This window comes from Candidatus Sphingomonas phytovorans, assembly GCA_029202385.1.
Classification (GTDB): Bacteria; Pseudomonadota; Alphaproteobacteria; order Sphingomonadales; family Sphingomonadaceae; genus Sphingomonas; species Sphingomonas phytovorans.
In genome coordinates, this window is record CP119314.1 from 549,440 (window position 1) to 573,181 (window position 23,742).

Genomic DNA, 23,742 nt, shown 5'->3' on the forward strand with positions numbered 1-23,742 from the left:
GACGCCCCGGAACGCGTTCCGGGGCCGGGGATCAGAACAAGTCCAGCTGCCTGTCATCAAGACCAGCGCGACGCTTCCGGACGCCGCGAGCGGTGTATCCAGTAGCAAGCGCGATGTCACGTTCCGACCGGCCGGCACGCAGCATCCTGTCCACTTGCGCACCCGCTCGGGCGGCACGGCCCGATGGCCCCAACGGCACATCGTGGCGCGATCCAATGCCGGCAGTCAGCCGGTCGCACACGGCCAGCGCCGCGTCGTGGCCGATAAGCAGGGAAAGCCAATGGCGCTCGCCCGGCACGGGTGGAAAATACACCTGTGTCCCACCACGCGCGGCGGCAACGGCCAGCGCGGCATCCTGGCCCGCCACATCGGCGATCTCGGCAAGGATGGCGGGCAGCTGCATCAGCCGCGCGGAGCCAGTGCGTTGAACCGGGCCGATGCACTCAGCGGCGGCAGCACCGTCGCGATCCGGCCGGCGCGGACGATGAATTCATAGCCGTCGTGTCGGATGATGTAGTCACCGCCACCAATCAGGTCGACCGCGCCTTGAGCCCGCGCGAACAGGCCTTCCAGCATGCGGCGCGTCAACTCGACATTAATGTTTTCGAACAGGTCGAGATAGCGCAGCAGCGCATGATCGGTGACGTGGATGGTCATTGGTTCCCCCAGGCGATGAAGGTCAGCACGGCGGCGATCAGGAGCGCGCCGACCGAGCAGGCGATATCGGCGAAGACGGCCGGCCGGCGACGCTGGCGCTGGCCGACGATCGGCAGCGCCAGGCGCTCGCGATCGGCCGGGGAGAGTGGGCGCCGGCTCACTTGTTGAGCGCCTGGCGCAGCTTGCGGCCGAGCGATCCGGCGATGACGTCCAGTTCCCCAAGGGTCGCGAAGAGGATCGACTGTACCTTGATCCCGCCCAGTTCGAACACCGTCCGCTCGATCGACCACGCGCCTATCGCCGGGTCGATCGCGGCGAGCTTCAGATGGATCGCGTCGAGCAGGCGACGCTTCAGCACGATCACCCTGGCCTCTGGCCGGACGCCTTGCATTGACTGGTCCCAGCCTTCGCGCTCGCCCATCGCCTTCAGCCCTTCGATCATTCGATAGGCCAGCGGCTCGTCGGCCCATTGCATTTTCGCGACCTTCATCTGGCGGCGGCAAAAGGCCTCAAGCGCCCGTTCCGAAGGATCGTCGATCGCGCAGAGCTGATGCAGCGAAATCCACAGGGCCCGCGCCTTGCGCGCGAAAGGCAGGTCCGCCGGACGCGGCCCCGGCTTCTTGGCCTTGGCCGTGAAGCCCCGCGCCTCGAAATGCTTCAGCACGCGGATCAGCTCGGCTTCGGTGCAATGCCCTGCGCTTGACTTGCCCGCGACGTCGAGCAGCACGCCCCGGTAAAGATCGTCTTCCAGACCAAGGTCTTTCTTGGCGATATGCACCTTGGCGATGAGAGCGCGGAGAACCGGGTTTGGCGCGAACGCCGCCGGCTTTGCGGCAGCGCGACTCACGACACGGCTCCAGTGAAGAGCGCGGCCATGCGGATAGCGAGGTCACGAAACGCCGCGTCGGTCTCGCGCAGCTGCTCGCCGCGTCGCACTGCCGCGCCTACCGACGTCGCATCGCGCCCGCCAAGCTTGCGCGCGACCTCGGACTTCGTCCGGCCGAGCAGCTGGCAAGCGCCCCACGAGAAGGCATCCCGCGCCCTGACGGCGGATGGCTCGCGCGACGACGCGACGATGATCTGGCGCGATACGCCAGTCTCCAGTTCCACCCATTTCAACAGCTGCTCCATGCGCCGAACGGGCTGGGCCATCGGCTCGCCGGTATCCATGGCGACCGTCACGCGCGAATTGGCGGGCAGCGCCGCCAATGCGCGAGCCATGCCCTCCATGGCGTCGGAGGACACGTTCAACCCGTGCTGGAGATGCAGCACGCGGCCTTCGCCGAAGCTGATACAGGCGCTCATGGCAGCACCGCATGGCCGAGAAGGACATTGCCCAGGGCAACGCCGCTGCCGGCACAGACCAGCAGCCAGGTCAGCTTGCAGAGCGCCCTCATGCCACCATCTCCGCCGTCAGACGCTCGATCTCGTCGATGAAGTACGCCTCGGGCATCCCGCCGATCAGCCCGCCGTCCGGAGCGAACACGCCGAAGGTGAGATAGCGGGTGTTCTCGGCGAAGATCGTCCAGGGCATCAGGGTGCTATGCATCCCTTCAGGCTTGGCCGGTTCGGGGCTGGCGTTGATGGTCAGCTTCCAGTCGCCGCGCTCGCCGACGAAGACGCCCTTGAGCGGCTTGGGATGATCCGGGCCCAGCGCGGCAACGATGAACTCGACGCCGGCCACGAACGCTTGCGCAACGCCGCTCATGCCGCCCACCGCAGGACATGGGTTACCCGCGACTTCTTCGCCGCCTCGATATGCTCATATTCGAGCGCCACATCCTGCCCGATCGCGGCGATATGTGCGCTTTCGAGGATTTGCTGAACCTCGCGCAGCCCGCCGCCGCCGCGCGCGGTGCCGACCTTCACCAGCAGGCTGCGGGAACGCGGATCATCAATCTTCACAGCGTCGAGGAACATCTCGACGTCCTGCTCTACGAGATGATCCTGGACTAAGAACCGGGCGGTCCGGCTCATCAGCCGGGCATATTGATGACCTCGGGCACCACGGAAGATTTCCTCCAGCCGCTCGTTGCCGAGGAAGCAGATTCCTATCTCGGTTTCGTCGTGCCAGGCGCGAAGTTCCTCGATCGCTTCGAGAAGCATATGGTTGGCTTCATCAACGATGAGCAGGCCGCCAGTGCCGCGAATATGCTCCATGATCTGGGCCGACCATTCGGCCTTGCTCCGTCCGACCGGACGGAGGCGCATCGCCTTCATCACCAGCCGGATCATGTCGATCGTGCGACCGGTCGTTTCGCGGCACGTAATCAGCCAGACGGTCCCGCCCATGCATTTCTTGAAATATTCGGCGGCGTAGGTCTTGCTCGATCCCGGACACATCGCGCCGATCGTGATGCGGCCCATCTGAGCGAGGTGCAGCAAGGTCAGCACGTTGTTGGCCGTCGGCGTCTCCACAAAATCGGGCTTCGCCAACAGGGTATCGGAACGCTGCGCCTGGCTTTCCAGCTTCTGCTTGAAGGCGAAGACCTTCTTCGCGATCGCCATGGCATCCCCGGTATATTTGCCGGTGCCGAAGGCCTGGAGCGTGCTGGGCGGGATCAGCGACAGGGTGGAGAGCTTGCTCCAGCTCTTGTTGGTGACCCTCCGATAGTCGGCTATCCAGAAGATCATGTCATTTACATTGACGGGGATGTCTGTGGGGTCGTTCATTGCTATGGAGCCTTTGCTTGTGAGAGCCGGCCGCGCGCGCCTCGACCGCGCGCGCGGCCTTGGTGTTCAAAGATCGATGAACTGGAGGGCAACCTCAGCGTCCCGCTGAACGTCGATGACGTCGGGCCGAAAATCTTCAGGCACCGAAACGAGCGACAGCGTGCCGCCGTCATTGTAGCCGTCGAGCCCCAGCATCCGGTTATCGACGCCGAAGGGCAGCACCGTGGGATCGTTCGTGGTGATGACGGCGGCGCGAGCATCGCCCATGTCATCCGAATAAACTGCGAGCCACCTGGGCATCGTCATTCTCCTTCATCAGCCCGGAATGCGCCGGGCGCGCATCACTTCACGGAGCGCAGCTTCCCGAGGCCTGCGGCCAGATGGCTCATTTGCTGCGCCTGAGCGGCCTGTTGGGCGGTCCTTGGTGCCGTCTGAGATGTGGTTCTGAGCTGGCGCGCAGTCTGGCCGCGATTGGGCACCAGGCGGGGCACGCCGGGCGCCGGAATGTCGGCGGCTTCGGCGCGCTCGTAGGTTGCGGCGACATCGGCAGCGTCGAGTATCTGCTCGGCCTTGGCGAGCGCCTTGATCGCCTTCTTGTAATCGGCTTCCTGCCGGCCGCGTCGCTTCGACGCCTCGACATCACGGAACCCGACTGCTTCGATCACCGGCGCCGTGCAGAGGAATGCGCCTTCGCGGCTATAGACATGGATCGCCGCGTGCAGATCGTCCGGATCGAACCGAACCGTGACCTTGTCGCCAGCGACGAACGCCAAATCTTCATGCCAGTAGCGGTTGCCGTGCAGCGTCACGGCACCTGTCTTGCGATCGGCGGTGACATCGTCGGCAGCGAGCAGCGCCAGGCGCAGCTGTTCCGGCGTGGCCTTGCCGATTGGCGAGACCGCGTAGGATTCGGCGAAGACCTCATCCAGGCTGCGCAAACCGCGCCCCATCTCGGTTCGCCGACCCGGCTGGGCGTTGTGGGCGGCGATCCCGGCCTCGATTACCTCAAGGAACCGGTCGAGCGGCACAGCCTTGCTGCCATAATTCTCGGGCTTCGCATCGGGCTTGTTGCCCGTATAGGCGCCCGCGAAATCGGGGTCCTTGGCGATCGTGTCGCAGAAGTCGCGCCATGCCCGCTCGATCGGCTTGGATGAGCCGCGATAGGGCAGCGTCCAATGGGTCTTGACGCCGAGCGCGGTCAGAATGCCAAGGGGCTCCTCCTCGCGGATCGCGAACCGGAAGCGCGAGGTGGCGCCGCCAGTGATCCATTTGCTGGCGAAGGCGCGGCCATTGTCCAGCACGCACTCGGCGGGAATGCCGTAGCGCGCGAAGAGATGGGCGAAGGCAAGGCGCGTCTCGACCGCGCTTTCCGTCTTGCCAGTCGACCAGGCGAGAATCTTGCGGCTGTAAACGTCCTGGATGCCGATCGTCACCGGGCGGGCGATCGTGCCGTCAGGCCATTTTACGAAGACGTCCCAACGATGGCCGTCAATATTGACGACCTCCATGGCGTGCAGGTCCATAACTGTCCTTTCTTGTGGTGGAAGGGTTTGGCGAAGCGCCTCGGCGCCCTCGCGGCGCAGGATCACCACGCGAGGGTCGATATCTCGGTCGAGTTTGCGCCGAAGCGACCGCTCGTGCGGAAGGGCGATGCCGCGTGGCGCCGCGTACTTCTTCAGCACCCGCCGATAGCAGCTGGTGAACGTCGGCTTTTCCGGCCGCAGATAGTCTGAGACGAGCAGTTGCCAGATATCGTCTGGCACCTCGCCCTCGGCGCCGCCGCCGCGATTCTGGGGCGCGAGATAGGGAAGACGGTCACCAGGCCGGACGCCCTCGACAAGCCCCATCCAGCCCCACAGCGTCGAGGCACCGACACCGGCATTGGCGGCGACCAGGGGAACAGCCGCCGAGGCATTGATCCCGGATGCGACCATCGTCTCGACCTTGGCGATCAACCCGGCGCGATGCTCGGCCTTGGCCCTGGCCTCGTTTTTCAGGCCCTCGTACCAGCTCCACCGTGCGCTGATCGACGTCTCGGGCACGTCGCTGACGTCAGCGACGACGGCGACGCCCATTTGCGCCAGGGCGACGCGCGCGGCGGCAGGCAGCACCGACAGGTGGAATTCGATACCGCCGCCGCGCGCCCGGCGCGGCCGGGCCAGCGCCTCGCCCTCGGCGCCGATCTGCGACGCCCAGCGCGGCGCCCAGTCCTCGTTGATTTTGCGCTTGGTGTTCGGCAGTCCCGGCAAGGCCAGTTCGGCCAGTTCGGCTGCGGTAAACCAGATTTTCCCCCCGGCGTGCTTCACGAGCGACTGTTCCTCTCGATAGGCTGCGCATGGCTGCGCAATTTCTTGATTTCGGCGTCGAGCCGGTCCCGCTGGGCCTGGAGATGGCCAAGGCGAGCGGCATGGATTTCGTCGCCCCACAGGATGCGACCGCCGAGGCGATGGACCGCCTGTTCGATCAGCGAGCAATTCTCGGTGACGGCCATCAGCGCGACCGCGCGACCAAAGCTGATGTTATGGGCCGGGCTTGCCGGGGAGGCATATTTGTCGAGCATCGACGCCGTCACTTCGGCGCACATCGATGCCGTCACCGCGCCCGCGATCTCGGGTCGCTCGCGGCCATCTTCCTTGAGGATCAGGCCGACCTCAACGGAAACCCACGCCTCAATGCCCGCATGCGCCCCCGGCCCCGAAAGGGCACGGGTGGACGTAAACAGGTCGATCTGGCGCGGATCGATCGAGGCGCGGCGCTTGCTCATGCAAGCCCGCCGTCGATGACGCGCAAGCCATTACGAATCCGGCGCACGCCCGCCGCAAGGTCCTGCGCCGCTGCGAGCCGGGCCGCGACGATCGCGCCCTGCTTGGTCAGGTACGGAAGATGATGGAAGGTGATTCCTGCCGTCGTGGTGACGTCCTGAAGCGTTACCAGGCCACGATGCTCAAGACCGCGTTCAGTCCTGGCGTCGATCCCGAACCGCTCGCCGCGAAAGAGGGCGCGCAGGGCTTCCTCCTGCGCAAAGCTGAGCGGACCGGCCATCAGCGACGGCACCGGTAGATGTAGCCGAAAGAAATGTGCCAGTCGCCCCAGTGGAGCAGGAACTCGCGCCCCTCGAACTCGTCGTCCAAACCGACTTCGTAGGTGAAGGTAGTGACTTTCGGGAGCCAGGCGCGGGACATCAGCGCGCCTCCGTCGGAAGCTGATGCCTGCAACCGACATCGCCCCGCGTGGCGCAGAGCGGGCAATTCTCCCGGCTTGCCGCGATGGGCCGCGCGTCGGCCGGTCCCGCCGACGTGGCAGCAGGCAAGATCGCCATCGTCCGACCGAGCAAGGCCAGAGGCGTGTCGGTGCCGCCGATCATCCGGGCGACATTCCGCCGCCGGGCAGTCTCGCGCACGTCGGCGTCGATATCAGCCCGCAACCGCGCGAGACGGTCGGCCAGATCGATCAGCCGGCCCGCCTGGGCGCCGCTGATCGGCACGCTGGGCAATCGCAGGCTGGGCGGGGCGACACGTGGGGAATCGGTCATGGGGTTAGTCCCTCATCATCCAGGGTTGCGGACGCTCGACCGGCTCGAAGGCACGGGGGAGCGAGGCGGCCTCGCGCTTCGCCGCGAGAAGAGCCTGGGAGGCCAGCCACCGGTCATAGGCGAGGCGCTTGCGGGCCTCGGCCAGCGAGACCCGGTCGGCGATGGCGCGCTGCATCTCAATGCGATGCTGCGCTAGGCGCTCGGTCGGGCTCATGCGGCGATCCTTCCGGCCGCCAGCTCGCGCGCCTGGCGCACCAGTTCGCCATAGGCGTCGGCATCGTCGCTCAGCCGCGTGCGCTTCGCACTGGCGTGCGCCGCGAAGATGTCCTGACGCAGGTCCCAGGGTAGCGAGCGCCAGTGATCGCGGCACATCAGATGGCCCAGCTTCACCTCGATGTCGCAGCAATCGACCGCACAGGTCACCGCCCGGCTATTCATCGTTCGCCACGGCCGGCCGGTCAGCGCGCCGACCGTTTCGCCGCGCCGCTCCAGTTCGCTGCGCAGCACGGACGAGGGCACGGCGCGCAGATCGTCCGTACCCGCCAGTTCCAGGCCGCGCCTGCGCGCGATCGACTTGCGCAAATGCCCCTGGTCGATCAGCTGCTCGACGCGATTGAACGCCGATGGCGTGCTGATGCGGAAATGCTGCGCGATCTCGGGATAGGTGGGCGCGAAGCCCATCCTCTCGATATGCGAGCGCACGAAGTCGAGCGTCGCGATCTGGTGCGGCGTCATGATAGCCACCATGCGAGAAGCGCCCAGGGCGCGGGGATCGAGAGGATCACGGCAAGGATCGCGATCCGGTCGCCGATCGTCGTCGTGTCGCGCGGCGAGCGGTTCGCCAGTTCTTCGGGAGTGTAGTCGCCTTCGACCTTGAAGCGGAAGCGATTGGCCGCGCCGCCCGTGATCACTCTGGCGGCGTAGCGGCGCGCCTCCTCGGCTCGCGCGCCTTCCGGCGTGCATGCTCGCGTCATTTCGCTTCTCCCGATTTAGCACCGGATTTCAGCCCAAGCTTCCGCGCCGCCTGGGCACGGTTGTAGGCGAGATTCGGCGCGGTGAACGGATAGTCGACCGGCAGCTTCCACTTCTGGAGATAGTCGGCCTTCGACAGCTGATGCTTGCTGCTCAGGTGCCGCGTCAGCTGCTCGTGCTTCTCGCCGCATTCGAGGCAGACGAGATAGTCAGGCTTGACCGAGGCCCGTATCGCGACGGCCGGGACCGGCGCTGCGACGGGCTCGGGAGCCGGTGCCACCGCCTCGGCAACGCCCAGCGCTTCCTGCACCAGTCCGCAGGCCTCCGCGATTTCTTCGTCTTCGACCACGTCACCGTCGACCAGGGCGGCCAGCACCTTGAACGCGACCTCCAGTGCCGGCCTTGGGTCGACTGCATCGGCACTCGCCGGGGCTTCCTCGCCATCTTCGAAAAGCCGGTAGCCAGCCGGAAGCAGGCTTTTCAGCCCCGCCAGGACGCCTTTCTTCTCGGCCACGCCGAGCCGCTTGAAGCTGCCCAGGACACGATCGTGGAGCTTATCCTCGGTCCGGACGGCGCGGTTGGTGCCGGTCACCTTGGCGATGGCGTCGCCAACTTTCCCGTTCCAGCCGCCCAGCACCAGATCGACGGCTTCCCCTTGCTTCTCCGCGTCCAGCTTCGTCAGCGCGCGCAGCTGGGCAGCGTTGGTCGCCATTGGATGCCGCGCCTCGCGCAGGCGGGCGATCAGCGAAGGAGCGAGCCTGCGGTAAAGGAGCAGGTCGCGTTCGACCTTGCTCCGGCTGAAACCCAGCTGCTCGGCGACGTCCTCGGCCCAACCGTATGCAAATGTCATCGTGACATTTGCATCGGCAGCCTCGGCCTTCACGTCCTGCTTCCAGCGCGCGTTGGCGGATGCCGATCGACCGTCCTTGGTCAGGTCGATGCCGGCTTTCACCTTATGGAGCGTAACCAGTTCAGCGATGAACGCGGCCCGGTCGATGGGGTCCAAATCGCGGCGCCAAAGGTTCTCTGAAATCTCGCGCATCTTCCGGTGCGCGGCCGATGCCGAGACGATGCGCGCCTCAATCAGCTCCATGCCGACCAATCGCGCGCCTGTGTGACGATGCGCCCCAGCGACTAGGCGATAGCCCGGCTTGCCCGGCAGTTGGCAAACCTCGATCGGCGTCTGCTGGCCTTCCTTCGCCATGATGCCGCCCAGAGCCAAGGCCCAGACTTCATCGATAGGCCGGAGTCGCTCGCCGATGTCGATCTGATCGACCGGGAGAAGGAGGATTTCGCCGGCAATGGCCGGAGTGTCATCGTTCGCGATGATGGAGGCGGTCGCCATGTCTAGCGCGCCTCCGCATTTAGACGGTGCGCGCCTGCTTCAGCGCTGCTATTGTCCAACTTTATGGACTCGGAGGCGATAGACAGCCCGTGCCCCTCGATCTGAAACTCAGCGGCGATCGCCTTGGCCACCTTGGCCGAGCTGCGTCCCCGCATGAAATCCGCCACCTGTTGGCCGGTCAGTCCTTTGGACACCGCCCAGCTACGAACGCTTCCGTGTCGCTTCCGCAGAGCGCACTTAACGTCCTCTTTGTCCAAAGTAGAAACTTGCATGGCTAACGCCTTGGTCAGTGAGTCCAACGAATTGGACCATAAAGATGGCGCATTGGACAGTCAAGCCGCTGAAGCTTTTGGCGCGCGGATTCGGGCGAGGGCTGACGAACTCGGGCTGACAGCGTCGGATTTGGTCCGCGTTACCGGCATCAAAAAGCAGTCGATGACCGGCTATTGGGCGGGCAAGCGGCTTTGCGGGTCCGATAAATTATTCGCGCTGTCCGATGCGTTGCGCGTCAGCGCCCGGTGGTTGATCGAGGGCGTCGACGTGCGCTCGGGTGGCCTGCTGGTGGATGCGGCGGAAGCGGATTGGGTCAACGTGCCGCGATATGACCTTCGTCAGTTGACGGACACCGGCAAGGGCGAACCTGTCGAAGTGATCCCGTTCCGCCGTGATCTACTCTACCGCCGCCTGAGCGTGACGAAGGACATCTGGCTGACAGAGTTACCTGGCAGCAACTACGATCTGGGCCTGAAAGAGGGAGATTTGGTCTTTTGCAGCGACATGGCGAAGGGAGATGGACCTTATGACGGTTGGACATGCATCTGGCGTGGCACCGCAGCTCCGTTCGTTGCGTCTTATTCCAGTCTCGCCGAACGTCCCGGCGGGATCACCGGGGCCGACGTACATAGAGAACAACTCGCAGCGGTTGGCCGGGTCCGGGCTGTGTTGCTCGCGGAGGTCGAGGACCAGAGGGTGAGACCGGGTCGATGATGCAGAAGATCGCAATTATAGCGCTCGCGACGATCGCGCCGGCCGCGCAGGCGGCGGAACCGCTCAACAAGCCGACTAGAGCAGAGGAGCGCGCGATGGCGCTCACTCCAGAAGAAGCCTCACTGCGGATGATGGTGCGTGGAACTGACGAGCTTGATCCGACCATCTGGGTATCCAGCGAGCCGTTTCTAAAGGGGAGCGGTGACGACAAGTTCTTTCGTGCAGCGATCGACAAGCAATCAAGGGCCGTCGTCTATCAAATATACCTGCGGTCAACGTCGAGTCGCGGGCCACTCCGGTTGTCTAAGATGACATACATGGTGGCTGGGCGACTGAAATCCGTGCAGGTCGAACGCGTCGATCTCGACGTAAGCTGCCGCTCTCTGTGCCTCCATTTCGAGGACGCTATCGCTGAAATCCCACGCGAGGACCTAGAGCTTTTGGCTAAGGATACCGGGCCAGCGTGGCGCGCCCGGCTGTTCGGCGACACCGTCCAGGGTATCGACGCGGGCTTCCTACGCAACGAAACCGCAGGCTTCTTGATCGCTGTCGATAGGGTGCTCGCGCGACAAGCGCGCTAGAGCCACTTGCATTTCTGTTCCTACTTTGTTCTCATTCGGCATCGAGTCGAAGGAGGACGAACATGCTCACTGCACAAGCCGCCAGATATGAGAAGAAAGCCCAGCCCCTCGGCCGATGGCTTCTCGGCCAGGCTGGCCGCGACGATGCGATTGGCGATCTCGCCAGGGCAGCGAAGGCGGATCGCGGCTTTCCCAAGGACGGCGACTACGAGGCCATCTCGCGCCGGTTGAACCAGTTGCAGGCGGACGGCGACACCCACGAGGCGCTTGAACAGGCCGATATCGAGGCGGTGGCATACTGATGGCAGGGCTGATGCGCCCGCCGCCGCCGCCACGAAAGCCGCGCGCCTTTCGCCCTGATGGCCTTAGCGAGTTCCGGGTTACCGTCTTCGGTGAACCGCGTGGGCCATGGCTATCCAGCCACGAGGAAGCGAAATGGGATGCGATCAAAAAGGGCCTCGCATCCTACGATGCATCGCTTGGCGAATACTACCTGGCCGTGCCCGTAGAGGTTGAGAGCCGCCCGATCGCCTGGAGCCTCGCCGCATGAACCAGATCGATCCGGACACGCTCGGCTTCATCATGAGGTTTGAGCTGGGCAAGATCAGCAACCGTACCTTGAAGGGCATGGGGTCAGGCCACGGCGACACCAGGCGTCAGGCGGTCGCCATTGCGGCCGACCAGCTCCTGAAGCGCATGGCCGACTGGGAAATCCTCGTGCCCGAACCGAGGGGCAACTTCTTCGCCGACCGGGTGCTGCCGAACAGTGGCCCATCGGAAAAGGGGCCCACTTAACGGCCACGTATCGGCTCCGAAAAGCGCCCAATACGCGCCAATCGCCACGAAAAGCCGTGAAATTTCAATGAGTACCCACTTCCGCGGCGTATTCGGCGGAAGTGGGCGATTTTCCGCCCACTTCCGTAAGGCCCATCGCGCCGCCACCGCGCCGCCCGCCGCTTTCCCGGCATCCCTTAAACGGCGGTAATCTGCGGCTGAGAGGCCTCTAAGAAGCCCTAAGAGGGCACGGCCCCGATTCTAGGAAGTCCTGTCAAAAGCGGTGTCTAAAACGCCCGACACTCTAGACATCGCCGAAACGCCAATTTTTCTGCACCGACCCCCGGAACGTCCCGGAAAACCGCCATTCCTTCCCACATCACCCCGCATGATCCCGGTTAATCCCGGCACTCCAGCAACGACTGTCAACTAACACCGGAAAATGGCGCGAAAATACGACAATTCACCCCCCCGAAAAAAGCGGTGCGGAAACGATTCATCATGTGTCGGTCATGAGAAAGAGCGGGCCAGGTCCAGTCGGTTCCCGACCACTCGACGCTGGCACGGGCCGCGCCGGAAATGAATCGATCCGCGCCCTGCTTGACGAAGCGCTCTCCGGTTCGGACTCCCTGAAACGGAATGCTACGTCGCGCCCCGAGCACGATTAATCCCGCATGCGAAGATGGGACATCTGGCAGCAATGTTCGCGGTGTAGATGCCCGTGCGTGGGGCGACGAAAGGCGAGAAATGACCGATCACGAAACCCGCTATCTGCTAACCCGGGCGAAGCAGGAAGCGACGATGGCGGCCCGGGCCGAGCATCCCTCGGCCGCGGCGGCGCATCGCACGCTTTCCCTGCGCTACTCGACCAAGGCGGTGATCGGCCTGAGCGAAGAGACCGATCGCGCGCCGGTTGACGCCACGGCGCGATAGACGCGGCCTTGCCCCTGGCGCAGGGGGCTAGCGGATTCACCCATCTGGCAGAGCGTCCTACTTCCCCTCTCCTTTTAGGAGAGGGGCAAGCTGCGTAGCAGCGCGGGGTGAGGTTGAGGATGCTACGATATTCGTCACCCTCAACCTTCCCGCCGGGAGAAGGAGAAGACTCCTCGGAACGAGATGTGCGCACGCAGCAGGCGAAGGGGGAGGCGATGGCCGGATCGGGGTTGCTCATGGCAGGGACTCGGGGCTCTTGCATGCGGCTTCCCCTCGGACCGATATCTGGTGCCATCCTTTTTTCGGCGACTCGACGACCGACGGGCAGATGGAGGGCGAGATGGCAGGCACCGATCCCCGAGGCGTGAAGCCCTATGCCGGTCCGGCCGGCGGCTGGGGAGCGTTGAAGGCGGTTGCCCGGGCCGTGCGCGACCAGATGGGCGCCAGCACCGATACCCGCGCACTGCTGCAGATGAACCAGCCTGACGGCTTCGATTGTCCCGGCTGCGCATGGCCCGATCCCAAGCACACGTCATCCTTCGAGTTCTGCGAGAACGGTGCCAAGGCGGTGACCTGGGAAGCAACGGTCAAGCGCGTCGACCCGGACTTTTTCGCGACTCACAGCGTGACCGAATTGCTCGGCTGGAGCGACCATGCCCTGGAGGACGCCGGGCGGCTGACCCACCCGTTGCGCTACGACCCGCTTACCGACCATTTCGTGCCCGTCGAATGGGAAGACGCGTTCGCGCGCATCGGCCAGGCGATGCGCGCGTTCGATACGCCCGACCGGATGGAATTCTACACCTCGGGCCGCGCGTCGAACGAAGCCGCTTTCCTCTACCAGCTTCTGGCGCGCGAGTTCGGGACCAACAATTTCCCCGATTGCTCCAACATGTGCCACGAGGCGACGAGCGTCGGGCTGCCCAAGTCGATCGGGGTCGGCAAGGGGACCGTGACGCTGGAGGATTTCGACCTGGCCGATGCGCTGTTCTGCATCGGCCACAATCCCGGCACCAACCATCCGCGCATGCTCACGACGCTGCGTGACTGTGCCCGCCGCGGAGTCCCGATCGTCGTCGCCAATCCGTTGAAGGAGCGCGGGCTCGAGCGTTTCGAGGCGCCGCAGGATCCCGTGGAAATGCTGACGCTCGGCGCAACCCCGCTCGCATCGACCTATCACCAAGTGAAGGTCGGTGGCGATGTGGCGATGCTCAAGGGGATGATGAAGGCATTGTTCGAGGCCGACGCGGTGAACCTTGCCACAGGCGGCGACGGCCTGCTCGACCGGGCCTTCATCGCCGGGCAAACGGTCGGCTTCGACGCGCTTCACGCCGATATCGAGGCCACCGACTGGGCGGTGGTCGAGCGCCGCTCGGGCCTGAGCCGTGCCGCGATCGAGGAGATGGCCCGAGTCTATTACGAGTCCGACCGGGTGATCATCTGCTACGGCATGGGGCTGACCCAGCATCGCCACGGCACCGAAAATGTCCAGCAGCTTGCCAACCTGCTGCTGTTGCGCGGAAATATCGGCAAGCCGGGCGCCGGGATCTGCCCCTTGCGCGGCCACAGCAATGTGCAGGGCGACCGCACCGTCGGCATCACCGAGATCCCGACCGAAGCGTTCCTCGCCCGGCTCGACACGGCGTTCGGGATTTCCGCGCCGCGCAAGCACGGCCATAGCGCCGTCGAGGCCGTGGCCGCGATGCGCGACGGAACGGCAAGGGGCTTTATCGGCCTGGGCGGTAATCTTGCGGTGGCGATGAGCGATCCGGAGGCTGCTTTTCGGGCCTTTCAGGGCCTCGATCTGTCGGTTCAGATCTGCACCAAGCTCAATCGTACCTGCCTGCTCAGCGCCAGGGAGAGCTTCATCCTGCCCTGCCTCGGTCGCACCGAGCAGGACGTGCAGGCAACGGGCCCGCAGGCGGTGACGGTGGAGGATTCTATGTCGATGGTCCACGCCTCCCGCGGCCGGCTGAAACCGGCGTCGGCGACATTGCGGTCGGAACCGGCGATCATCGCGGGGATCGCCAGGTCGGCGATCCCGCATACGAAGGTCGACTGGGACGGCCTCGTCGCCGACTATGACCGTATCCGCGACAAGATCGAGGAGGTCTTTCCCGACTTTTTCGATTTCAATGCGCGGATCCGCACGCCGGGCGGCTTCCGCCTGCGCGTCGGCGCTTCCAGCCGCGAATGGGGCACGCCGGACGGCAAGGCCCATTTCGCGGTCTTTCCCGGTACCGACGAAGACGAGGGCCGGGACGATGGCCGCCTGACCCTCACCACGATCCGCAGCCACGACCAGTATAACACCACCATCTATGGCCTGAACGACCGCTATCGCGGCATTACGGGTCGCCGTGACGTCGTCTTCGTCCATGCCGACGATCTTGCCGCGCAGGGCCTCGCCCATGGCGACAGGATCGATATCGTGGCGGGCGACCGCGTGCTCGGAGGCCAGACGGCGGTCGCCTATGGCATCGCGCGGGGATCGGTCGCAGCCTATTATCCGGAAGCGAACCGGCTGATCGCGCTCGACGACTATGACCGGAAGAGCGGCACGCCCTCCTATAAATCCATCGCCGTCACCCTGCGCGCCGCGACCTGACTGCCGCCGGGAAGGCGCGCATACTCCGGAGCCCCACGAGAAAGGCTCCGGAAGGTTGTTCCGTCGACGAAACGACCCTGTCATTCCACGGACTTATTCGGCGCCTAACGGGCGGCCTGTGGGGCTCGCTCAGCGAAATCGATAAACGATTCGTGGGGACCGCGACGCTCGTCCGGTCCCAGGCAAGTTACGCATATCTGGTTGTTTCAGTTATATTTTAGGGGTTTCCGTGTCCAAATCGACCGTCGCTAAATCGTCCCTTCTGTTCGGCGCAGCCATCGGCGCGCTGTTCTGTTCAGCCGGCGCCTTCGCGCAGGATGCAGCCGCGTCGTCGGCGCAGCAGGGCGAAGAAGCGCCGCTGGGCGACATCGTCGTGACGGCGGAACGGCGCCCTGAATCGCTACAGAAGGTGCCGCTCTCGGTTGCCGTGGTCAGCGGAGACGCGCTGCGGTCCTACCAGACCGGCGGCGACGACATCCTGTCGCTGGCGGGCCGGGTGCCCGGCCTCTACGCCGAAACCACGACTGGCCGAATCTTCCCGCGTTTCTACATTCGCGGCCTGGGCAATATCGATTTCTATCTCGGTGCGTCGCAGCCGGTGTCGATCATCCAGGACGATGTCGTGCTGGAGCATGTCGTGCTGAAGTCGAACCCGGTGTTCGACGTGGCGCAGACCGAAGTGCTGCGCGGGCCGCAGGGGTCGCTGTTCGGCCGCAACACCACGGCGGGCATCATCAAGTTCGACACGATCAAGCCGACCCAGGAATTCGAGGGGCGCGGCCAGGCATCCTATGGCAGCTATAACACGATCACCGCCGATGGCGGTGTGGGCGGGCCGATCGTCAAGGACCTGCTCGCGTTCCGCCTGTCGGCGTTGTACCAGCACCGTGACAACTGGGTCGACAACACCTTCACCGGCACCAGCGCCGACGGCACGGTCTCGCCGAAGAAGGACGCCATGGGCGGCTTCGACGAGCGCGACATTCGCCTCCAGCTGCTGTTCACCCCGGGCGACCGTTTCTCCGTCAACGTTTCGGCGCACGCGCGCGATTATCGCGGCACCTCGACCCTGTTCCATCGCGCCGCGCTGAAGAAGGGCTCGAACGATGTCAGCGCCGAGCCGCGCGACAAGGTCGCGTTCGACGAGGCGATGAACAACCCGCAGGCCTACAAGACCTATGGCGAGTCGGTGCGGGCCGCTTATGATTTCGGCGGCGTCGTGCTGACTTCTATCAGCGCTTATGAAACTACCTCCGGGTATAGCCGGGGCGACACCGATGGCGGCGCCGCGGCGAATTTCGGCGGTATTGGCTTCGGCGAGTCGCAGGGCAATGTCCGCAAGCTCGACCAGTTCACCCAGGAAGTCCGGCTGGCGAGCGACGGCGACAGCCGCTTCAAGTGGCAGATCGGTGGCATGTATTTCGATTCGCGCGACATCACCGAATTCTACCAGCGGGCCTATTTCCTCAACACCGCCGCGCGTAACCCGAACAACTGGGTGCGGTTGCATGACGTGAACACGTCCTGGGCGGCGTTCGGTCAGGTCAGCTACGAGATCCTGCCGAGCCTGACGATCACCGCGGGTGGCCGCGTGACCGAGGACAAGAAGACGACCGAGTTGCTGAAGACGGCCAATACCGCGACGAATGCGGTAACCTATACCGGCCGCCGTTTCGTCGAGCTCAAGGATACGCAGCCGAGCTGGGACGTGAGCGCGCTGTACCAGATCAATCCTGACGTCAGCCTCTATGCCCGCGTCGCGCGCGGTTTCCGCGGCCCGACCATCCAGGGCCGTTCGGCAGTGTTCAATTCGGATTTCACCACGGCGAATTCCGAAACGATCCTTTCCTGGGAAGCCGGGTTCAAGAGCAACCTGTTCAACAACCATCTTCGCCTGAATGCGACGGCGTTCACCTACACGGTCAACGACATCCAGCTGAACGGCAACGATTCCAACGGCAATGGCGTGCTGTTCAACGCCGACAAGGCCAAGGCGTACGGCATGGAAGCGGAGGCCGAATGGCGTCCGAGCTCGAACCTGAGCCTCGGCCTTGGGCTCAGCCTGCTGCACAGCGAGATCAAGGACAAGCGAGTCTATGCGCAGGTCTGCGCACTGAGCGGCGTGGTTGTCTGTACCGTGCAAAACCCGACGATCACCGTGCCGGTGTTCGGATCGCCGGCGGTGTTCGCCCAGATCGACGGCCAGCCGCTGCCGAACGCGCCGGAATATACGGTGAACTTCAACGGCCGGTATGACCTTCCGCTCGGCAATGGCGGCAAGGCGTTCATTTCGACCGACTGGAACCTGCAGGGTTATACGAACTTCGTGCTCTACAAGACCAAGGAGTTCTATTCGAACGGCACGTTCGAAGGCGGCCTGAAGATCGGCTACAGCGCGCCGGGCGGCGCTTACGAGGTTGCCCTGTTCGGCCGGAACATCACCAACGAGAAGAACCTGAAGGGTGTGATCGAGAACTATATGGCGGCGGTGTTCAACGAACCGCGCGTCATCGGCATCTCGGTCAGCGGCAAGTTCCGCTAAAGGCCAATCGACATTCAGCCCATGCCGGCCTGTAAAGCGCGATTTCCTGCGCTTCGGTGCTCACGTACCTTTAGTACGCTGTGCTCCGATGCTCGGAAATCACGCTTTTCGGCTCGGCCTGAACTGAATGTCGACCGGCCTTTGGCCACCTGATCGCTGCCCGTCACCCTTTCGAGGGCGACGGGCGGTGGATCCGGATTTCGTCAGGCGGCCGTCATGCGGGCCAGTTCGACGCCAAGCTTGTCGAGCGTCTGGCTCCAGCCGATGGGAGCGCCCTGCACCATCATCGGTGCCAGTGTCAGATCGACAAAGACATAGCTCTGCACGATATCGATCCGCGTTCCGCCGGCATCGTCCATGAAATCCACTTCGGTTCTGGCGGTGAACAGCACATTGCCGCTGCCGCCTTCTGCGCGGAGATCGAGAACCAGCCGCTCGTTCGGCCGGACCTCGGCTACGGTTCCACGATTCCAGTAATCGGTGCCGTCCGGGCCGCGCATGCAGAAATCGAAGGTACCACCAACCCGCATCTCCACGGTCGCCTCGGGGACCGTGAAGGTCTCCGGCGAAAACCACTGTTTCACGTGTTCGGCACTGCTCCACGCCTCGAACACGAGCGCGCGGGGCGCCGGATAGATGCGCGACAGGCGCAGGGGTTCGATCGTTTCAGCCTTTTGTGTCATTCTCTTCTCCTTTGACCATGAGTGTTGCGAGATAGGTGCCGAGCCGGTCGAGGCGGTGATCCCATTCAACGCGGCGCTGCTGGATCCATTGCTCGGCGTGGCCGAGCGCTTCGGTATCGAGGCTGCAGGTGCGTACGCGGCCGATTTTCTCAGACCTGACCAGCCCGGAGCTTTCGAGCAGGGCGATGTGCTGCATCACGGCGGGCAGCGACATGGCAAGCGGACGGGCGAGCTCGCTGACCGAGGCCTCGCCGCGCGACAGCCGCTCGACGATCGACCGGCGGGTGCGGTCGGCGAGGGCATTGAAGGCGAGATCGAGCGAATCGGGTTGGTTAAGCATATGCCTAACTATCGCGGGCTCGATAGTTAGGCAATAGCTTTAGTGTTTATTCATATCGGGAGATCAGGCTTTCCAGTCGCCCGATTTGCCGCCCGTTTTTGCCAGCAGGCAAACACCGCCGATCGTCATGGTTTTGTCGATCGCCTTGGCCATGTCGTAGATGGTGAGCAACGTGACCGAGACGGCGGTGAGGGCTTCCATCTCGACGCCGGTCTTGCCTTCGGTGGCAGCGGTCGCGGTGGCGGTGACGCCGGTATCGTCCACGGTGAGGTCGATGGCGACCCGGGTCAGGGGCAGGGGATGGCAGAGCGGGATCAGGTCGCTGGTGCGTTTGGCTGCCATGATGCCGGCGACCCGGGCAACGGCGAGAACGTCGCCTTTCAGCGCGGTGCCGTCAAGGATTGCACGGGCGGCTTCGGGGGACATGTCGATGCGGCCGGTGGCGACTGCCTCGCGGGCGGTGACCGGCTTGCCGGAGACATCGACCATGTGCGCGGCGCCGCTGTCGTCGAGGTGCGTGAGGTTGGTCATCATCCACCGTTCGTTTCGAGCACGGCCGAGAAACCGCCGACTGCGCTTTGGGCCTGTTTCTCGACTACGCTCGAAAAGAACGGAAGGAAATTATCCGACCAGCGCCCGCGTTGCGGCTTCCACGTCATGCTGGCGCATCAGCGCTTCCCCAATCAGGAAGCAGTGCACGCCGTGTTCGGCCATCTGGTCCAGGTCGGCGCGGATGGTGAGGCCGCTTTCGGCGACGAAGGTGCAGTCGGCCGGCGCCTTGCCGACCAGGCGATAGCTGTTCTCGAAGTCGATCGTGAAATCGCGCAGGTTGCGGTTGTTGACGCCGATCAGGCGCGATTTGAGCTTCAGCGCGCGCTCCAGTTCCTTCGCGTCATGCACCTCGACCAGCACGTCCATGCCGCAGTCGATCGCGCTCGCCTCGATCTCGGCGAGCAGGCCGTCGTCGAGCGCGGCCATGATCAGCAGGATCGCGTCTGCCCCGATCGCCCGGGATTCGGGCACCTGCCAGGGATCGACCATGAAATCCTTGCGCAGGACGGGCAGGCTGCAGGCATTGCGGGCTTCGGTGAGATAGGAATCGGCGCCCTGGAACCAGGGTTCGTCCGTCAGCACCGAGAGGCACGCCGCGCCGCCGGCCTGATAGGCGCGGGCATGGGCAGGGGGATCGAAATCGGCGCGGATCAGGCCCTTTGACGGGCTTGCCTTCTTGATCTCGGCGATCAGCGCGTGGCCGGTCTTCGCCTTTGCGTCGAGCGCCGCGCGGAAACCGCGCGGCTTGGTCTGGCGCTCGATGGAGGCATCGAGCTCCGACAGCGGCATGGTGGCCTTGCGCGCGGCCACCTCGGCGCGCTTGGTTTCGAGGATTCGTTCGAGAATGTCAGTCATGAATAGGCGATCCAGCGATCGAGCAGGGCCCGGGCCGCACCGGAATCGATCGCTTCGGCGGCGATTTGAGCGCCCTCCGGAAGGCCGGCGGCCTTGCTGGCGACCATCAGCGCGGCGGCAGAGTTGAGAAGGACGGCATCGCGATATCCGCCATGCTCGCCGGCGAGCAGGCGGCGCAGCGCCGCGGCGTTATAATCGGGGTCGCCGCCGCGGATGGCGGCGATGCCGTGGCGGGGCAGGTTGGCATCCTCGGGGGCGATACGGGCCGGCATCGACAGGCTGCCGACGCTAACCGTGATCGTCGGACCCGCGCCCGATACTTCGTCAAGCCCCTCCTCGCCCGAGACGACCAGCGCGGCTTCGGTGCCGAGCTGCTCGAGTGCGTGGGCATAGGGCGCGGTATAATCCGGGCGGGCGATGCCGATGAGCTGGCGGGCCACGCGCGCCGGATTGGCGAGGGGGCCCATCAGGTTGAAGATGGTGCGACGACCGATGTGACGGCGGATCGGGGTGATCCGCTTCATCACCGGGTGGTGGTTTGCGGCGAACAGGAAGGCGATGCCGATATCGCGGAGGCTTGCCTCGGCATTGCGGCCGGCGCGTTCCATGTCGAGGCCGAGCGCCTCAAGCGTGTCGGCGGCGCCCGCCTTGCTCGACGCGGCGCGGTTGCCGTGCTTGGCGACCGGCACGCCACAGGCCGCGACGATGATCGAGACGGCGGTTGAGACGTTGAGCGTGTGGTGGCCGTCACCGCCGGTGCCGCATACGTCGACGGCCCCGTGGGGCGCCTCGATCGGGATCATGCGGGCACGGAGCGCCCTCGCAGCCTCGGCGATCTCGACGCTGGTCTCGCCCCGGTCGCTGAGGGCGATGAGGAATTCGGCGACTGCCTCTTCCGAGGTCCTCGCGTCGAGAATGTCCGCAAAGGCCTGCGCCGCGCTTTCGCTTGAAAGCGGGGTCGAGGGATCGGGGAGGGAGGTGAAGCTTGTCATTTTACAGCCCCTTGCCGCTTGCGGGAGGGGAAAGGAAAGGTGCTGTCTTCACGCCCTAGCCTTCACGTCGATGCCGGCGAGCCGTACGAAATTGGCCAGCAGGGCGTGGCCATGTTCGGTCGCGATGCTTTCCGGGTGGAACTGAACGCCGTGGATCGGCAGGGTCGCGTGGCGGAAGCCCATCACCGAGCCATCGTCGGCGGTCGCATTGACGATCAGGCCGTCCGGAATATCCTCTACGATGAGCGAGTGATAGCGCGTCGCGGTGAACGGCGAGGGCAGGCCTTCGAACAGGCCGGTGCCGTCATGCGAGACGGGGGAGGTCTTGCCGTGCATCAGCCCGCCGCGCACGACATGGCCGCCGAAATGCTGGCCGATCGCCTGATGACCGAGGCACACGCCGAGCAGCGGTTTTTCCGCATCGGCGCAGGCGGCGACGAGATCGAGGCTGATGCCCGCCTCGTTCGGGGTGCAGGGCCCCGGCGAGATCAGGAAACCCTGCGCGTTTGAGTCGATCGCCTCGCGCGCGGTGAGGGAATCGTTGCGGACGACCTTCACCTCCGCGCCCAGCTCCATCAGATAATGGACCAGGTTCCAGGTGAAGCTGTCATAATTGTCGATGACGAGGATCATGCGCGCCGCCATAACCGATGCACGCGCTTGCGCAACCACGCCACGATCACGACATGGTTCGGGCAGGCTCCCGCTTCATTCAGGGTGGAGCAATCGTTAGACGCGGACGTTGATGCCGCCCAGGAGGTCGCTCTTATGTTTCGTACCATCGCAGCCATCGCTCTGTTGTCGCTTCCCGGCGTGGCGGCCGCGCAGGACCAGCAGGCGGAAAGCGGCAAGCCGCCGGAGCGAATCCGCAATGTGACGCTGACCGGCACCCAGAAATGTCCGCCCGCGGTGAACGGCGAGGTGGTGGTGTGCAGCAAGCTCGAGGACCCCTACCGCATCCCCAAGGCGCTGCGCGAGACCAAGAAGAGCGCGGCGACCAATAGCTGGGTGAACCGGGCGGCGACGCTCGACGAGATCGGGCGCGAGGCGGGCGGGCTGCCCGATACCTGCTCTCCGGTCGGTTCCGGCGGCCAGACCGGCTGCGCGCTGAAGATGAACCAGCAGTTCGCGGCGGAGCGCGCCGAGAAGAAGCGCGAGCAGAGCGCGATCCCCTGATTTCTCCCTGAAAGGGAAGGGGACGGGACGTTACTGTCCGAACCCGCTTTCGGAGGCCCGCGCCACCGCTTCGCGCGCTGCGGCGAGCAGCGCGCCGGCCTTCGCCTCGCACTCGCGCTGTTCATAGGCGGGATCGCTGTCGGCGACGATGCCGGCGCCCGCCTGGACGTGCATGACGCCGTCCTTCACGACCGCCGTGCGCAGGACGATGCAGGAGTCCATCGATCCGTCGGGCGAGAAATAGCCGACGCCGCCGGCATAGGCGCCACGCACCTCCTGCTCCAGCTCGGCGATGACGCCGCAGGCGCGGACCTTCGGCGCGCCGCTGACGGTGCCGGCGGGGAAACCGGCGAAGAGCGCGTCGAGCGCGTCATGATTCTTGTCCAGCCGACCGACCACGTTCGAGACGATATGCATGACATGGCTGTAGAGTTCGGTGGTGTAGCTGGCCGTCACCTTGACCGTGCCGGCCTCCGCAACCCGGCCGACATCGTTGCGGCCGAGATCGAGCAGCATCAGATGCTCGGCGCGTTCCTTAGGGTCGGCGAGCAGGCTCTGCCGGTTCGCCTCGTCCTCGGCCGCGGTCTTGCCGCGCGGGCGGGTGCCGGCGATCGGGCGGATGGTGATCTCCCCGTCGCGCACGCGGACGAGGATCTCAGGGCTCGACCCGGTCAGCGCGAAGCCCGGCAGGTCGAGATGATAGAGGAAGGGTGACGGATTGATCCGGCGCAGCGCCCGGTAAAGCTCGAACGCGGGGAGGGCGAAGGGCGCGGTGAAGCGCTGGGCGAGCACGACCTGAAAGATGTCGCCGGCGACGATATAGTCCTTGGCGCGGGCGACCATATCGCCATAGCGCCCTTCGGGAAGGACGGGCGTCAGGCTGATATCGGCCAGGTCGGTCGCGCGCACCGGCGCGGGGAGCGGCGCGGTCGCGAGGCGCGCGGCGACGGCCTCGATCCGGTCCTGCGCCTCGGCGACGATCGCGGCGGGCTGGCGGGCGGCATCGGGCCAGACGGGTGCGACCAGGAAGAGGGCGTCGGCCAGCCGGTCGAAGATCAGCACGACCGTCGGCCGCACGAACATCATGTCGGGCAGGCCGAGCGGATCATTTGACGGGCGATCGAGCTTTTCGACCAGGCCGACCGTCTCATAGCCGAAATAGCCGACCAGACAGGCGAGCGCGGGCGGCAGTTCCGGCGGCACCTCCATGCGGCAGGAGGCGACCAGCGCGCGCAGGGCATCGAGTGTCGGTACGTCGCAGGGTTCGAACGCCGCCTTGTCGGTCAGCCAGTGGCGGTTGACCTCGGCGCGAGGGCCGGCCGCGCGGAACACCAGATCGGGGGCGAGGCCGATCAGGCTGTGCCGCCCGCGCGTCGCGCCGCCCTCGACCGATTCGAGCAGGAAATCGCCGCGTCCCGGCTCGATCAGCTTGAGCGCCGCCGCCACCGGTGTCTCGGTGTCGGCGATCTGACGGCGCCAGACCAGGGCCGGCCGCCCCGCATCGAGGGCGGAGACGGCGGCGTCGGTCATCCCGGGAACG

The 23,742-nt window shown here is 65.1% G+C and carries 33 protein-coding genes; 9 read left to right on the forward strand and 24 right to left on the reverse strand.

From position 1 onward, the window contains the following. Positions 1-31: 31 nt before the first annotated feature. The 17 genes from P0Y59_02680 to P0Y59_02760 all read right to left on the reverse strand — a co-directional run bounded on the left by P0Y59_02680 (position 32) and on the right by P0Y59_02760 (position 9,179). Complete coding sequence (locus P0Y59_02680; protein ID WEK00617.1) at positions 32-403, reverse strand: hypothetical protein; 372 nt, start codon at positions 401-403, stop codon at positions 32-34. Continuing rightward, entirely contained in the window at positions 403-657 is a 255-nt protein-coding gene (locus P0Y59_02685) for a hypothetical protein (GenBank protein ID WEK00618.1), read from the reverse strand. Before P0Y59_02685 ends, P0Y59_02680 begins: the two co-directional genes overlap by 1 nt. Beyond that, positions 654-818: a hypothetical protein gene (locus P0Y59_02690; protein ID WEK00619.1), complete on the reverse strand. Its 165-nt coding sequence runs from the start codon at positions 816-818 to the stop codon at positions 654-656. Before P0Y59_02690 ends, P0Y59_02685 begins: the two co-directional genes overlap by 4 nt. After that, on the reverse strand, positions 815-1,504 hold the full coding sequence (locus P0Y59_02695; GenBank protein ID WEK00620.1) for a regulatory protein GemA: 690 nt from the start codon (positions 1,502-1,504) through the stop codon (positions 815-817). The genes P0Y59_02690 and P0Y59_02695 overlap by 4 nt, the downstream gene beginning before the upstream one ends. Beyond that, positions 1,501-1,962, reverse strand: coding sequence for a hypothetical protein (locus tag P0Y59_02700; GenBank protein ID WEK00621.1), 462 nt, complete (start codon positions 1,960-1,962; stop codon positions 1,501-1,503). Before P0Y59_02700 ends, P0Y59_02695 begins: the two co-directional genes overlap by 4 nt. A gap of 88 nt (positions 1,963-2,050) precedes the next feature. Beyond that, positions 2,051-2,365 carry a hypothetical protein gene (locus tag P0Y59_02705; GenBank protein ID WEK00622.1) on the reverse strand — a complete coding sequence of 105 codons (315 nt, stop codon included), beginning with the start codon at positions 2,363-2,365 and terminating at the stop codon, positions 2,051-2,053. Further along, entirely contained in the window at positions 2,362-3,330 is a 969-nt protein-coding gene (locus P0Y59_02710; protein WEK00623.1) for an AAA family ATPase, read from the reverse strand. The genes P0Y59_02705 and P0Y59_02710 overlap by 4 nt, the downstream gene beginning before the upstream one ends. Before the next feature lie 66 nt (positions 3,331-3,396). After that, on the reverse strand, positions 3,397-3,630 hold the full coding sequence (locus tag P0Y59_02715) for a hypothetical protein (GenBank protein WEK00624.1): 234 nt from the start codon (positions 3,628-3,630) through the stop codon (positions 3,397-3,399). A gap of 41 nt (positions 3,631-3,671) precedes the next feature. Then, a complete protein-coding gene (locus tag P0Y59_02720; protein WEK00625.1) occupies positions 3,672-5,636 on the reverse strand; it encodes a transposase domain-containing protein in 1,965 nt (654 codons plus the stop codon). Then, positions 5,633-6,094: a hypothetical protein gene (locus tag P0Y59_02725; GenBank protein ID WEK00626.1), complete on the reverse strand. Its 462-nt coding sequence runs from the start codon at positions 6,092-6,094 to the stop codon at positions 5,633-5,635. Before P0Y59_02725 ends, P0Y59_02720 begins: the two co-directional genes overlap by 4 nt. Then, positions 6,091-6,372: a hypothetical protein gene (locus tag P0Y59_02730; protein WEK00627.1), complete on the reverse strand. Its 282-nt coding sequence runs from the start codon at positions 6,370-6,372 to the stop codon at positions 6,091-6,093. The genes P0Y59_02725 and P0Y59_02730 overlap by 4 nt, the downstream gene beginning before the upstream one ends. After that, complete coding sequence (locus P0Y59_02735) at positions 6,372-6,512, reverse strand: hypothetical protein (GenBank protein ID WEK00628.1); 141 nt, start codon at positions 6,510-6,512, stop codon at positions 6,372-6,374. Before P0Y59_02735 ends, P0Y59_02730 begins: the two co-directional genes overlap by 1 nt. Continuing rightward, positions 6,512-6,862, reverse strand: coding sequence for a hypothetical protein (locus tag P0Y59_02740; protein WEK00629.1), 351 nt, complete (start codon positions 6,860-6,862; stop codon positions 6,512-6,514). The genes P0Y59_02735 and P0Y59_02740 overlap by 1 nt, the downstream gene beginning before the upstream one ends. Positions 6,863-6,866: 4 nt before the next feature. Further along, the gene (locus P0Y59_02745) at positions 6,867-7,076 is read right to left on the reverse strand and encodes a hypothetical protein (GenBank protein WEK00630.1); all 210 of its coding nucleotides are present in this window, start codon (positions 7,074-7,076) and stop codon (positions 6,867-6,869) included. Continuing rightward, positions 7,073-7,597, reverse strand: a complete 525-nt coding sequence (locus P0Y59_02750; GenBank protein WEK02478.1) for a hypothetical protein — start codon at positions 7,595-7,597, stop codon at positions 7,073-7,075. The genes P0Y59_02745 and P0Y59_02750 overlap by 4 nt, the downstream gene beginning before the upstream one ends. After that, entirely contained in the window at positions 7,594-7,836 is a 243-nt protein-coding gene (locus P0Y59_02755; protein WEK00631.1) for a hypothetical protein, read from the reverse strand. The genes P0Y59_02750 and P0Y59_02755 overlap by 4 nt, the downstream gene beginning before the upstream one ends. Continuing rightward, positions 7,833-9,179: a MucR family transcriptional regulator gene (locus P0Y59_02760; protein WEK00632.1), complete on the reverse strand. Its 1,347-nt coding sequence runs from the start codon at positions 9,177-9,179 to the stop codon at positions 7,833-7,835. The genes P0Y59_02755 and P0Y59_02760 overlap by 4 nt, the downstream gene beginning before the upstream one ends. A gap of 270 nt (positions 9,180-9,449) precedes the next feature. Here P0Y59_02760 and P0Y59_02765 point away from each other — a divergent pair, with 270 nt between their 5' ends. From P0Y59_02765 to P0Y59_02800, 8 genes are all read left to right on the forward strand, one after another. Continuing rightward, a complete protein-coding gene (locus P0Y59_02765) occupies positions 9,450-10,166 on the forward strand; it encodes a hypothetical protein (protein ID WEK00633.1) in 717 nt (238 codons plus the stop codon). Further along, positions 10,163-10,747 carry a hypothetical protein gene (locus P0Y59_02770; GenBank protein ID WEK00634.1) on the forward strand — a complete coding sequence of 195 codons (585 nt, stop codon included), beginning with the start codon at positions 10,163-10,165 and terminating at the stop codon, positions 10,745-10,747. Before P0Y59_02765 ends, P0Y59_02770 begins: the two co-directional genes overlap by 4 nt. 62 nt (positions 10,748-10,809) lie before the next feature. Continuing rightward, on the forward strand, positions 10,810-11,049 hold the full coding sequence (locus tag P0Y59_02775; protein ID WEK00635.1) for a YozE family protein: 240 nt from the start codon (positions 10,810-10,812) through the stop codon (positions 11,047-11,049). Next, the gene (locus tag P0Y59_02780) at positions 11,049-11,297 is read left to right on the forward strand and encodes a hypothetical protein (GenBank protein ID WEK00636.1); all 249 of its coding nucleotides are present in this window, start codon (positions 11,049-11,051) and stop codon (positions 11,295-11,297) included. Before P0Y59_02775 ends, P0Y59_02780 begins: the two co-directional genes overlap by 1 nt. Next, complete coding sequence (locus tag P0Y59_02785) at positions 11,294-11,542, forward strand: hypothetical protein (GenBank protein WEK00637.1); 249 nt, start codon at positions 11,294-11,296, stop codon at positions 11,540-11,542. The genes P0Y59_02780 and P0Y59_02785 overlap by 4 nt, the downstream gene beginning before the upstream one ends. Positions 11,543-12,268: 726 nt before the next feature. After that, positions 12,269-12,454: a hypothetical protein gene (locus tag P0Y59_02790; protein ID WEK00638.1), complete on the forward strand. Its 186-nt coding sequence runs from the start codon at positions 12,269-12,271 to the stop codon at positions 12,452-12,454. Positions 12,455-12,794: 340 nt separating this feature from the next. Beyond that, complete coding sequence (locus P0Y59_02795; GenBank protein ID WEK00639.1) at positions 12,795-15,062, forward strand: FdhF/YdeP family oxidoreductase; 2,268 nt, start codon at positions 12,795-12,797, stop codon at positions 15,060-15,062. Positions 15,063-15,291: 229 nt separating this feature from the next. Next, positions 15,292-17,604: a TonB-dependent receptor gene (locus P0Y59_02800; GenBank protein WEK00640.1), complete on the forward strand. Its 2,313-nt coding sequence runs from the start codon at positions 15,292-15,294 to the stop codon at positions 17,602-17,604. A 203-nt stretch (positions 17,605-17,807) separates the two neighbouring features. On the opposite strand, the gene P0Y59_02805 is transcribed toward P0Y59_02800, so the two are convergent. The 6 genes from P0Y59_02805 to P0Y59_02830 all read right to left on the reverse strand — a co-directional run bounded on the left by P0Y59_02805 (position 17,808) and on the right by P0Y59_02830 (position 21,659). Continuing rightward, positions 17,808-18,287: an SRPBCC domain-containing protein gene (locus tag P0Y59_02805; protein WEK00641.1), complete on the reverse strand. Its 480-nt coding sequence runs from the start codon at positions 18,285-18,287 to the stop codon at positions 17,808-17,810. Next, complete coding sequence (locus P0Y59_02810; GenBank protein WEK00642.1) at positions 18,271-18,627, reverse strand: metalloregulator ArsR/SmtB family transcription factor; 357 nt, start codon at positions 18,625-18,627, stop codon at positions 18,271-18,273. Before P0Y59_02810 ends, P0Y59_02805 begins: the two co-directional genes overlap by 17 nt. A 63-nt stretch (positions 18,628-18,690) precedes the next feature. Beyond that, positions 18,691-19,158: a cyclic pyranopterin monophosphate synthase MoaC gene (gene moaC / locus P0Y59_02815; protein ID WEK00643.1), complete on the reverse strand. Its 468-nt coding sequence runs from the start codon at positions 19,156-19,158 to the stop codon at positions 18,691-18,693. 90 nt (positions 19,159-19,248) lie between these two features. Continuing rightward, a complete protein-coding gene (trpC, locus tag P0Y59_02820) occupies positions 19,249-20,034 on the reverse strand; it encodes an indole-3-glycerol phosphate synthase TrpC (protein WEK00644.1) in 786 nt (261 codons plus the stop codon). Next, positions 20,031-21,026 (reverse strand): anthranilate phosphoribosyltransferase, encoded by a 996-nt coding sequence (gene trpD, locus P0Y59_02825; protein ID WEK00645.1) that lies wholly within the window; start codon positions 21,024-21,026, stop codon positions 20,031-20,033. The genes trpC and trpD overlap by 4 nt, the downstream gene beginning before the upstream one ends. Positions 21,027-21,074: 48 nt before the next feature. Next, positions 21,075-21,659 (reverse strand): aminodeoxychorismate/anthranilate synthase component II, encoded by a 585-nt coding sequence (locus tag P0Y59_02830; GenBank protein ID WEK00646.1) that lies wholly within the window; start codon positions 21,657-21,659, stop codon positions 21,075-21,077. Between the two features lie 135 nt (positions 21,660-21,794). Between P0Y59_02830 and P0Y59_02835 the strand changes: the two genes are divergently transcribed. Next, positions 21,795-22,202: a hypothetical protein gene (locus tag P0Y59_02835; GenBank protein WEK00647.1), complete on the forward strand. Its 408-nt coding sequence runs from the start codon at positions 21,795-21,797 to the stop codon at positions 22,200-22,202. Between the two features lie 30 nt (positions 22,203-22,232). On the opposite strand, the gene trpE is transcribed toward P0Y59_02835, so the two are convergent. Further along, positions 22,233-23,732 carry an anthranilate synthase component I gene (gene trpE, locus P0Y59_02840; GenBank protein ID WEK00648.1) on the reverse strand — a complete coding sequence of 500 codons (1,500 nt, stop codon included), beginning with the start codon at positions 23,730-23,732 and terminating at the stop codon, positions 22,233-22,235. Positions 23,733-23,742: the final 10 nt, after the last annotated feature.

Bases quoted from the DNA above. Each gene is read 5' to 3' on its own strand.
- P0Y59_02680 (WEK00617.1), bottom strand. From the start codon at position 403: ATGCAGCTGCCCGCCATCCTTGCCGAGATCGCCGATGTGGCGGGCCAG.
- P0Y59_02685 (WEK00618.1), bottom strand. From the start codon at position 657: ATGACCATCCACGTCACCGATCATGCGCTGCTGCGCTATCTCGACCTG.
- P0Y59_02700 (WEK00621.1), bottom strand. From the start codon at position 1,962: ATGAGCGCCTGTATCAGCTTCGGCGAAGGCCGCGTGCTGCATCTCCAG.
- P0Y59_02705 (WEK00622.1), bottom strand. From the start codon at position 2,365: ATGAGCGGCGTTGCGCAAGCGTTCGTGGCCGGCGTCGAGTTCATCGTT.
- P0Y59_02710 (WEK00623.1), bottom strand. From the start codon at position 3,330: ATGAACGACCCCACAGACATCCCCGTCAATGTAAATGACATGATCTTC.
- P0Y59_02715 (WEK00624.1), bottom strand. From the start codon at position 3,630: ATGCCCAGGTGGCTCGCAGTTTATTCGGATGACATGGGCGATGCTCGC.
- P0Y59_02725 (WEK00626.1), bottom strand. From the start codon at position 6,094: ATGAGCAAGCGCCGCGCCTCGATCGATCCGCGCCAGATCGACCTGTTT.
- P0Y59_02730 (WEK00627.1), bottom strand. From the start codon at position 6,372: ATGGCCGGTCCGCTCAGCTTTGCGCAGGAGGAAGCCCTGCGCGCCCTC.
- P0Y59_02735 (WEK00628.1), bottom strand. From the start codon at position 6,512: ATGTCCCGCGCCTGGCTCCCGAAAGTCACTACCTTCACCTACGAAGTC.
- P0Y59_02740 (WEK00629.1), bottom strand. From the start codon at position 6,862: ATGACCGATTCCCCACGTGTCGCCCCGCCCAGCCTGCGATTGCCCAGC.
- P0Y59_02745 (WEK00630.1), bottom strand. From the start codon at position 7,076: ATGAGCCCGACCGAGCGCCTAGCGCAGCATCGCATTGAGATGCAGCGC.
- P0Y59_02750 (WEK02478.1), bottom strand. From the start codon at position 7,597: ATGACGCCGCACCAGATCGCGACGCTCGACTTCGTGCGCTCGCATATC.
- P0Y59_02755 (WEK00631.1), bottom strand. From the start codon at position 7,836: ATGACGCGAGCATGCACGCCGGAAGGCGCGCGAGCCGAGGAGGCGCGC.
- P0Y59_02760 (WEK00632.1), bottom strand. From the start codon at position 9,179: ATGGCGACCGCCTCCATCATCGCGAACGATGACACTCCGGCCATTGCC.
- P0Y59_02765 (WEK00633.1), top strand. From the start codon at position 9,450: ATGGCTAACGCCTTGGTCAGTGAGTCCAACGAATTGGACCATAAAGAT.
- P0Y59_02770 (WEK00634.1), top strand. From the start codon at position 10,163: ATGATGCAGAAGATCGCAATTATAGCGCTCGCGACGATCGCGCCGGCC.
- P0Y59_02775 (WEK00635.1), top strand. From the start codon at position 10,810: ATGCTCACTGCACAAGCCGCCAGATATGAGAAGAAAGCCCAGCCCCTC.
- P0Y59_02780 (WEK00636.1), top strand. From the start codon at position 11,049: ATGGCAGGGCTGATGCGCCCGCCGCCGCCGCCACGAAAGCCGCGCGCC.
- P0Y59_02785 (WEK00637.1), top strand. From the start codon at position 11,294: ATGAACCAGATCGATCCGGACACGCTCGGCTTCATCATGAGGTTTGAG.
- P0Y59_02790 (WEK00638.1), top strand. From the start codon at position 12,269: ATGACCGATCACGAAACCCGCTATCTGCTAACCCGGGCGAAGCAGGAA.
- P0Y59_02795 (WEK00639.1), top strand. From the start codon at position 12,795: ATGGCAGGCACCGATCCCCGAGGCGTGAAGCCCTATGCCGGTCCGGCC.
- P0Y59_02805 (WEK00641.1), bottom strand. From the start codon at position 18,287: ATGACACAAAAGGCTGAAACGATCGAACCCCTGCGCCTGTCGCGCATC.
- P0Y59_02810 (WEK00642.1), bottom strand. From the start codon at position 18,627: ATGCTTAACCAACCCGATTCGCTCGATCTCGCCTTCAATGCCCTCGCC.
- moaC (WEK00643.1), bottom strand. From the start codon at position 19,158: ATGACCAACCTCACGCACCTCGACGACAGCGGCGCCGCGCACATGGTC.
- trpC (WEK00644.1), bottom strand. From the start codon at position 20,034: ATGACTGACATTCTCGAACGAATCCTCGAAACCAAGCGCGCCGAGGTG.
- trpD (WEK00645.1), bottom strand. From the start codon at position 21,026: ATGACAAGCTTCACCTCCCTCCCCGATCCCTCGACCCCGCTTTCAAGC.
- P0Y59_02830 (WEK00646.1), bottom strand. From the start codon at position 21,659: ATGATCCTCGTCATCGACAATTATGACAGCTTCACCTGGAACCTGGTC.
- P0Y59_02835 (WEK00647.1), top strand. From the start codon at position 21,795: ATGTTTCGTACCATCGCAGCCATCGCTCTGTTGTCGCTTCCCGGCGTG.
- trpE (WEK00648.1), bottom strand. From the start codon at position 23,732: ATGACCGACGCCGCCGTCTCCGCCCTCGATGCGGGGCGGCCGGCCCTG.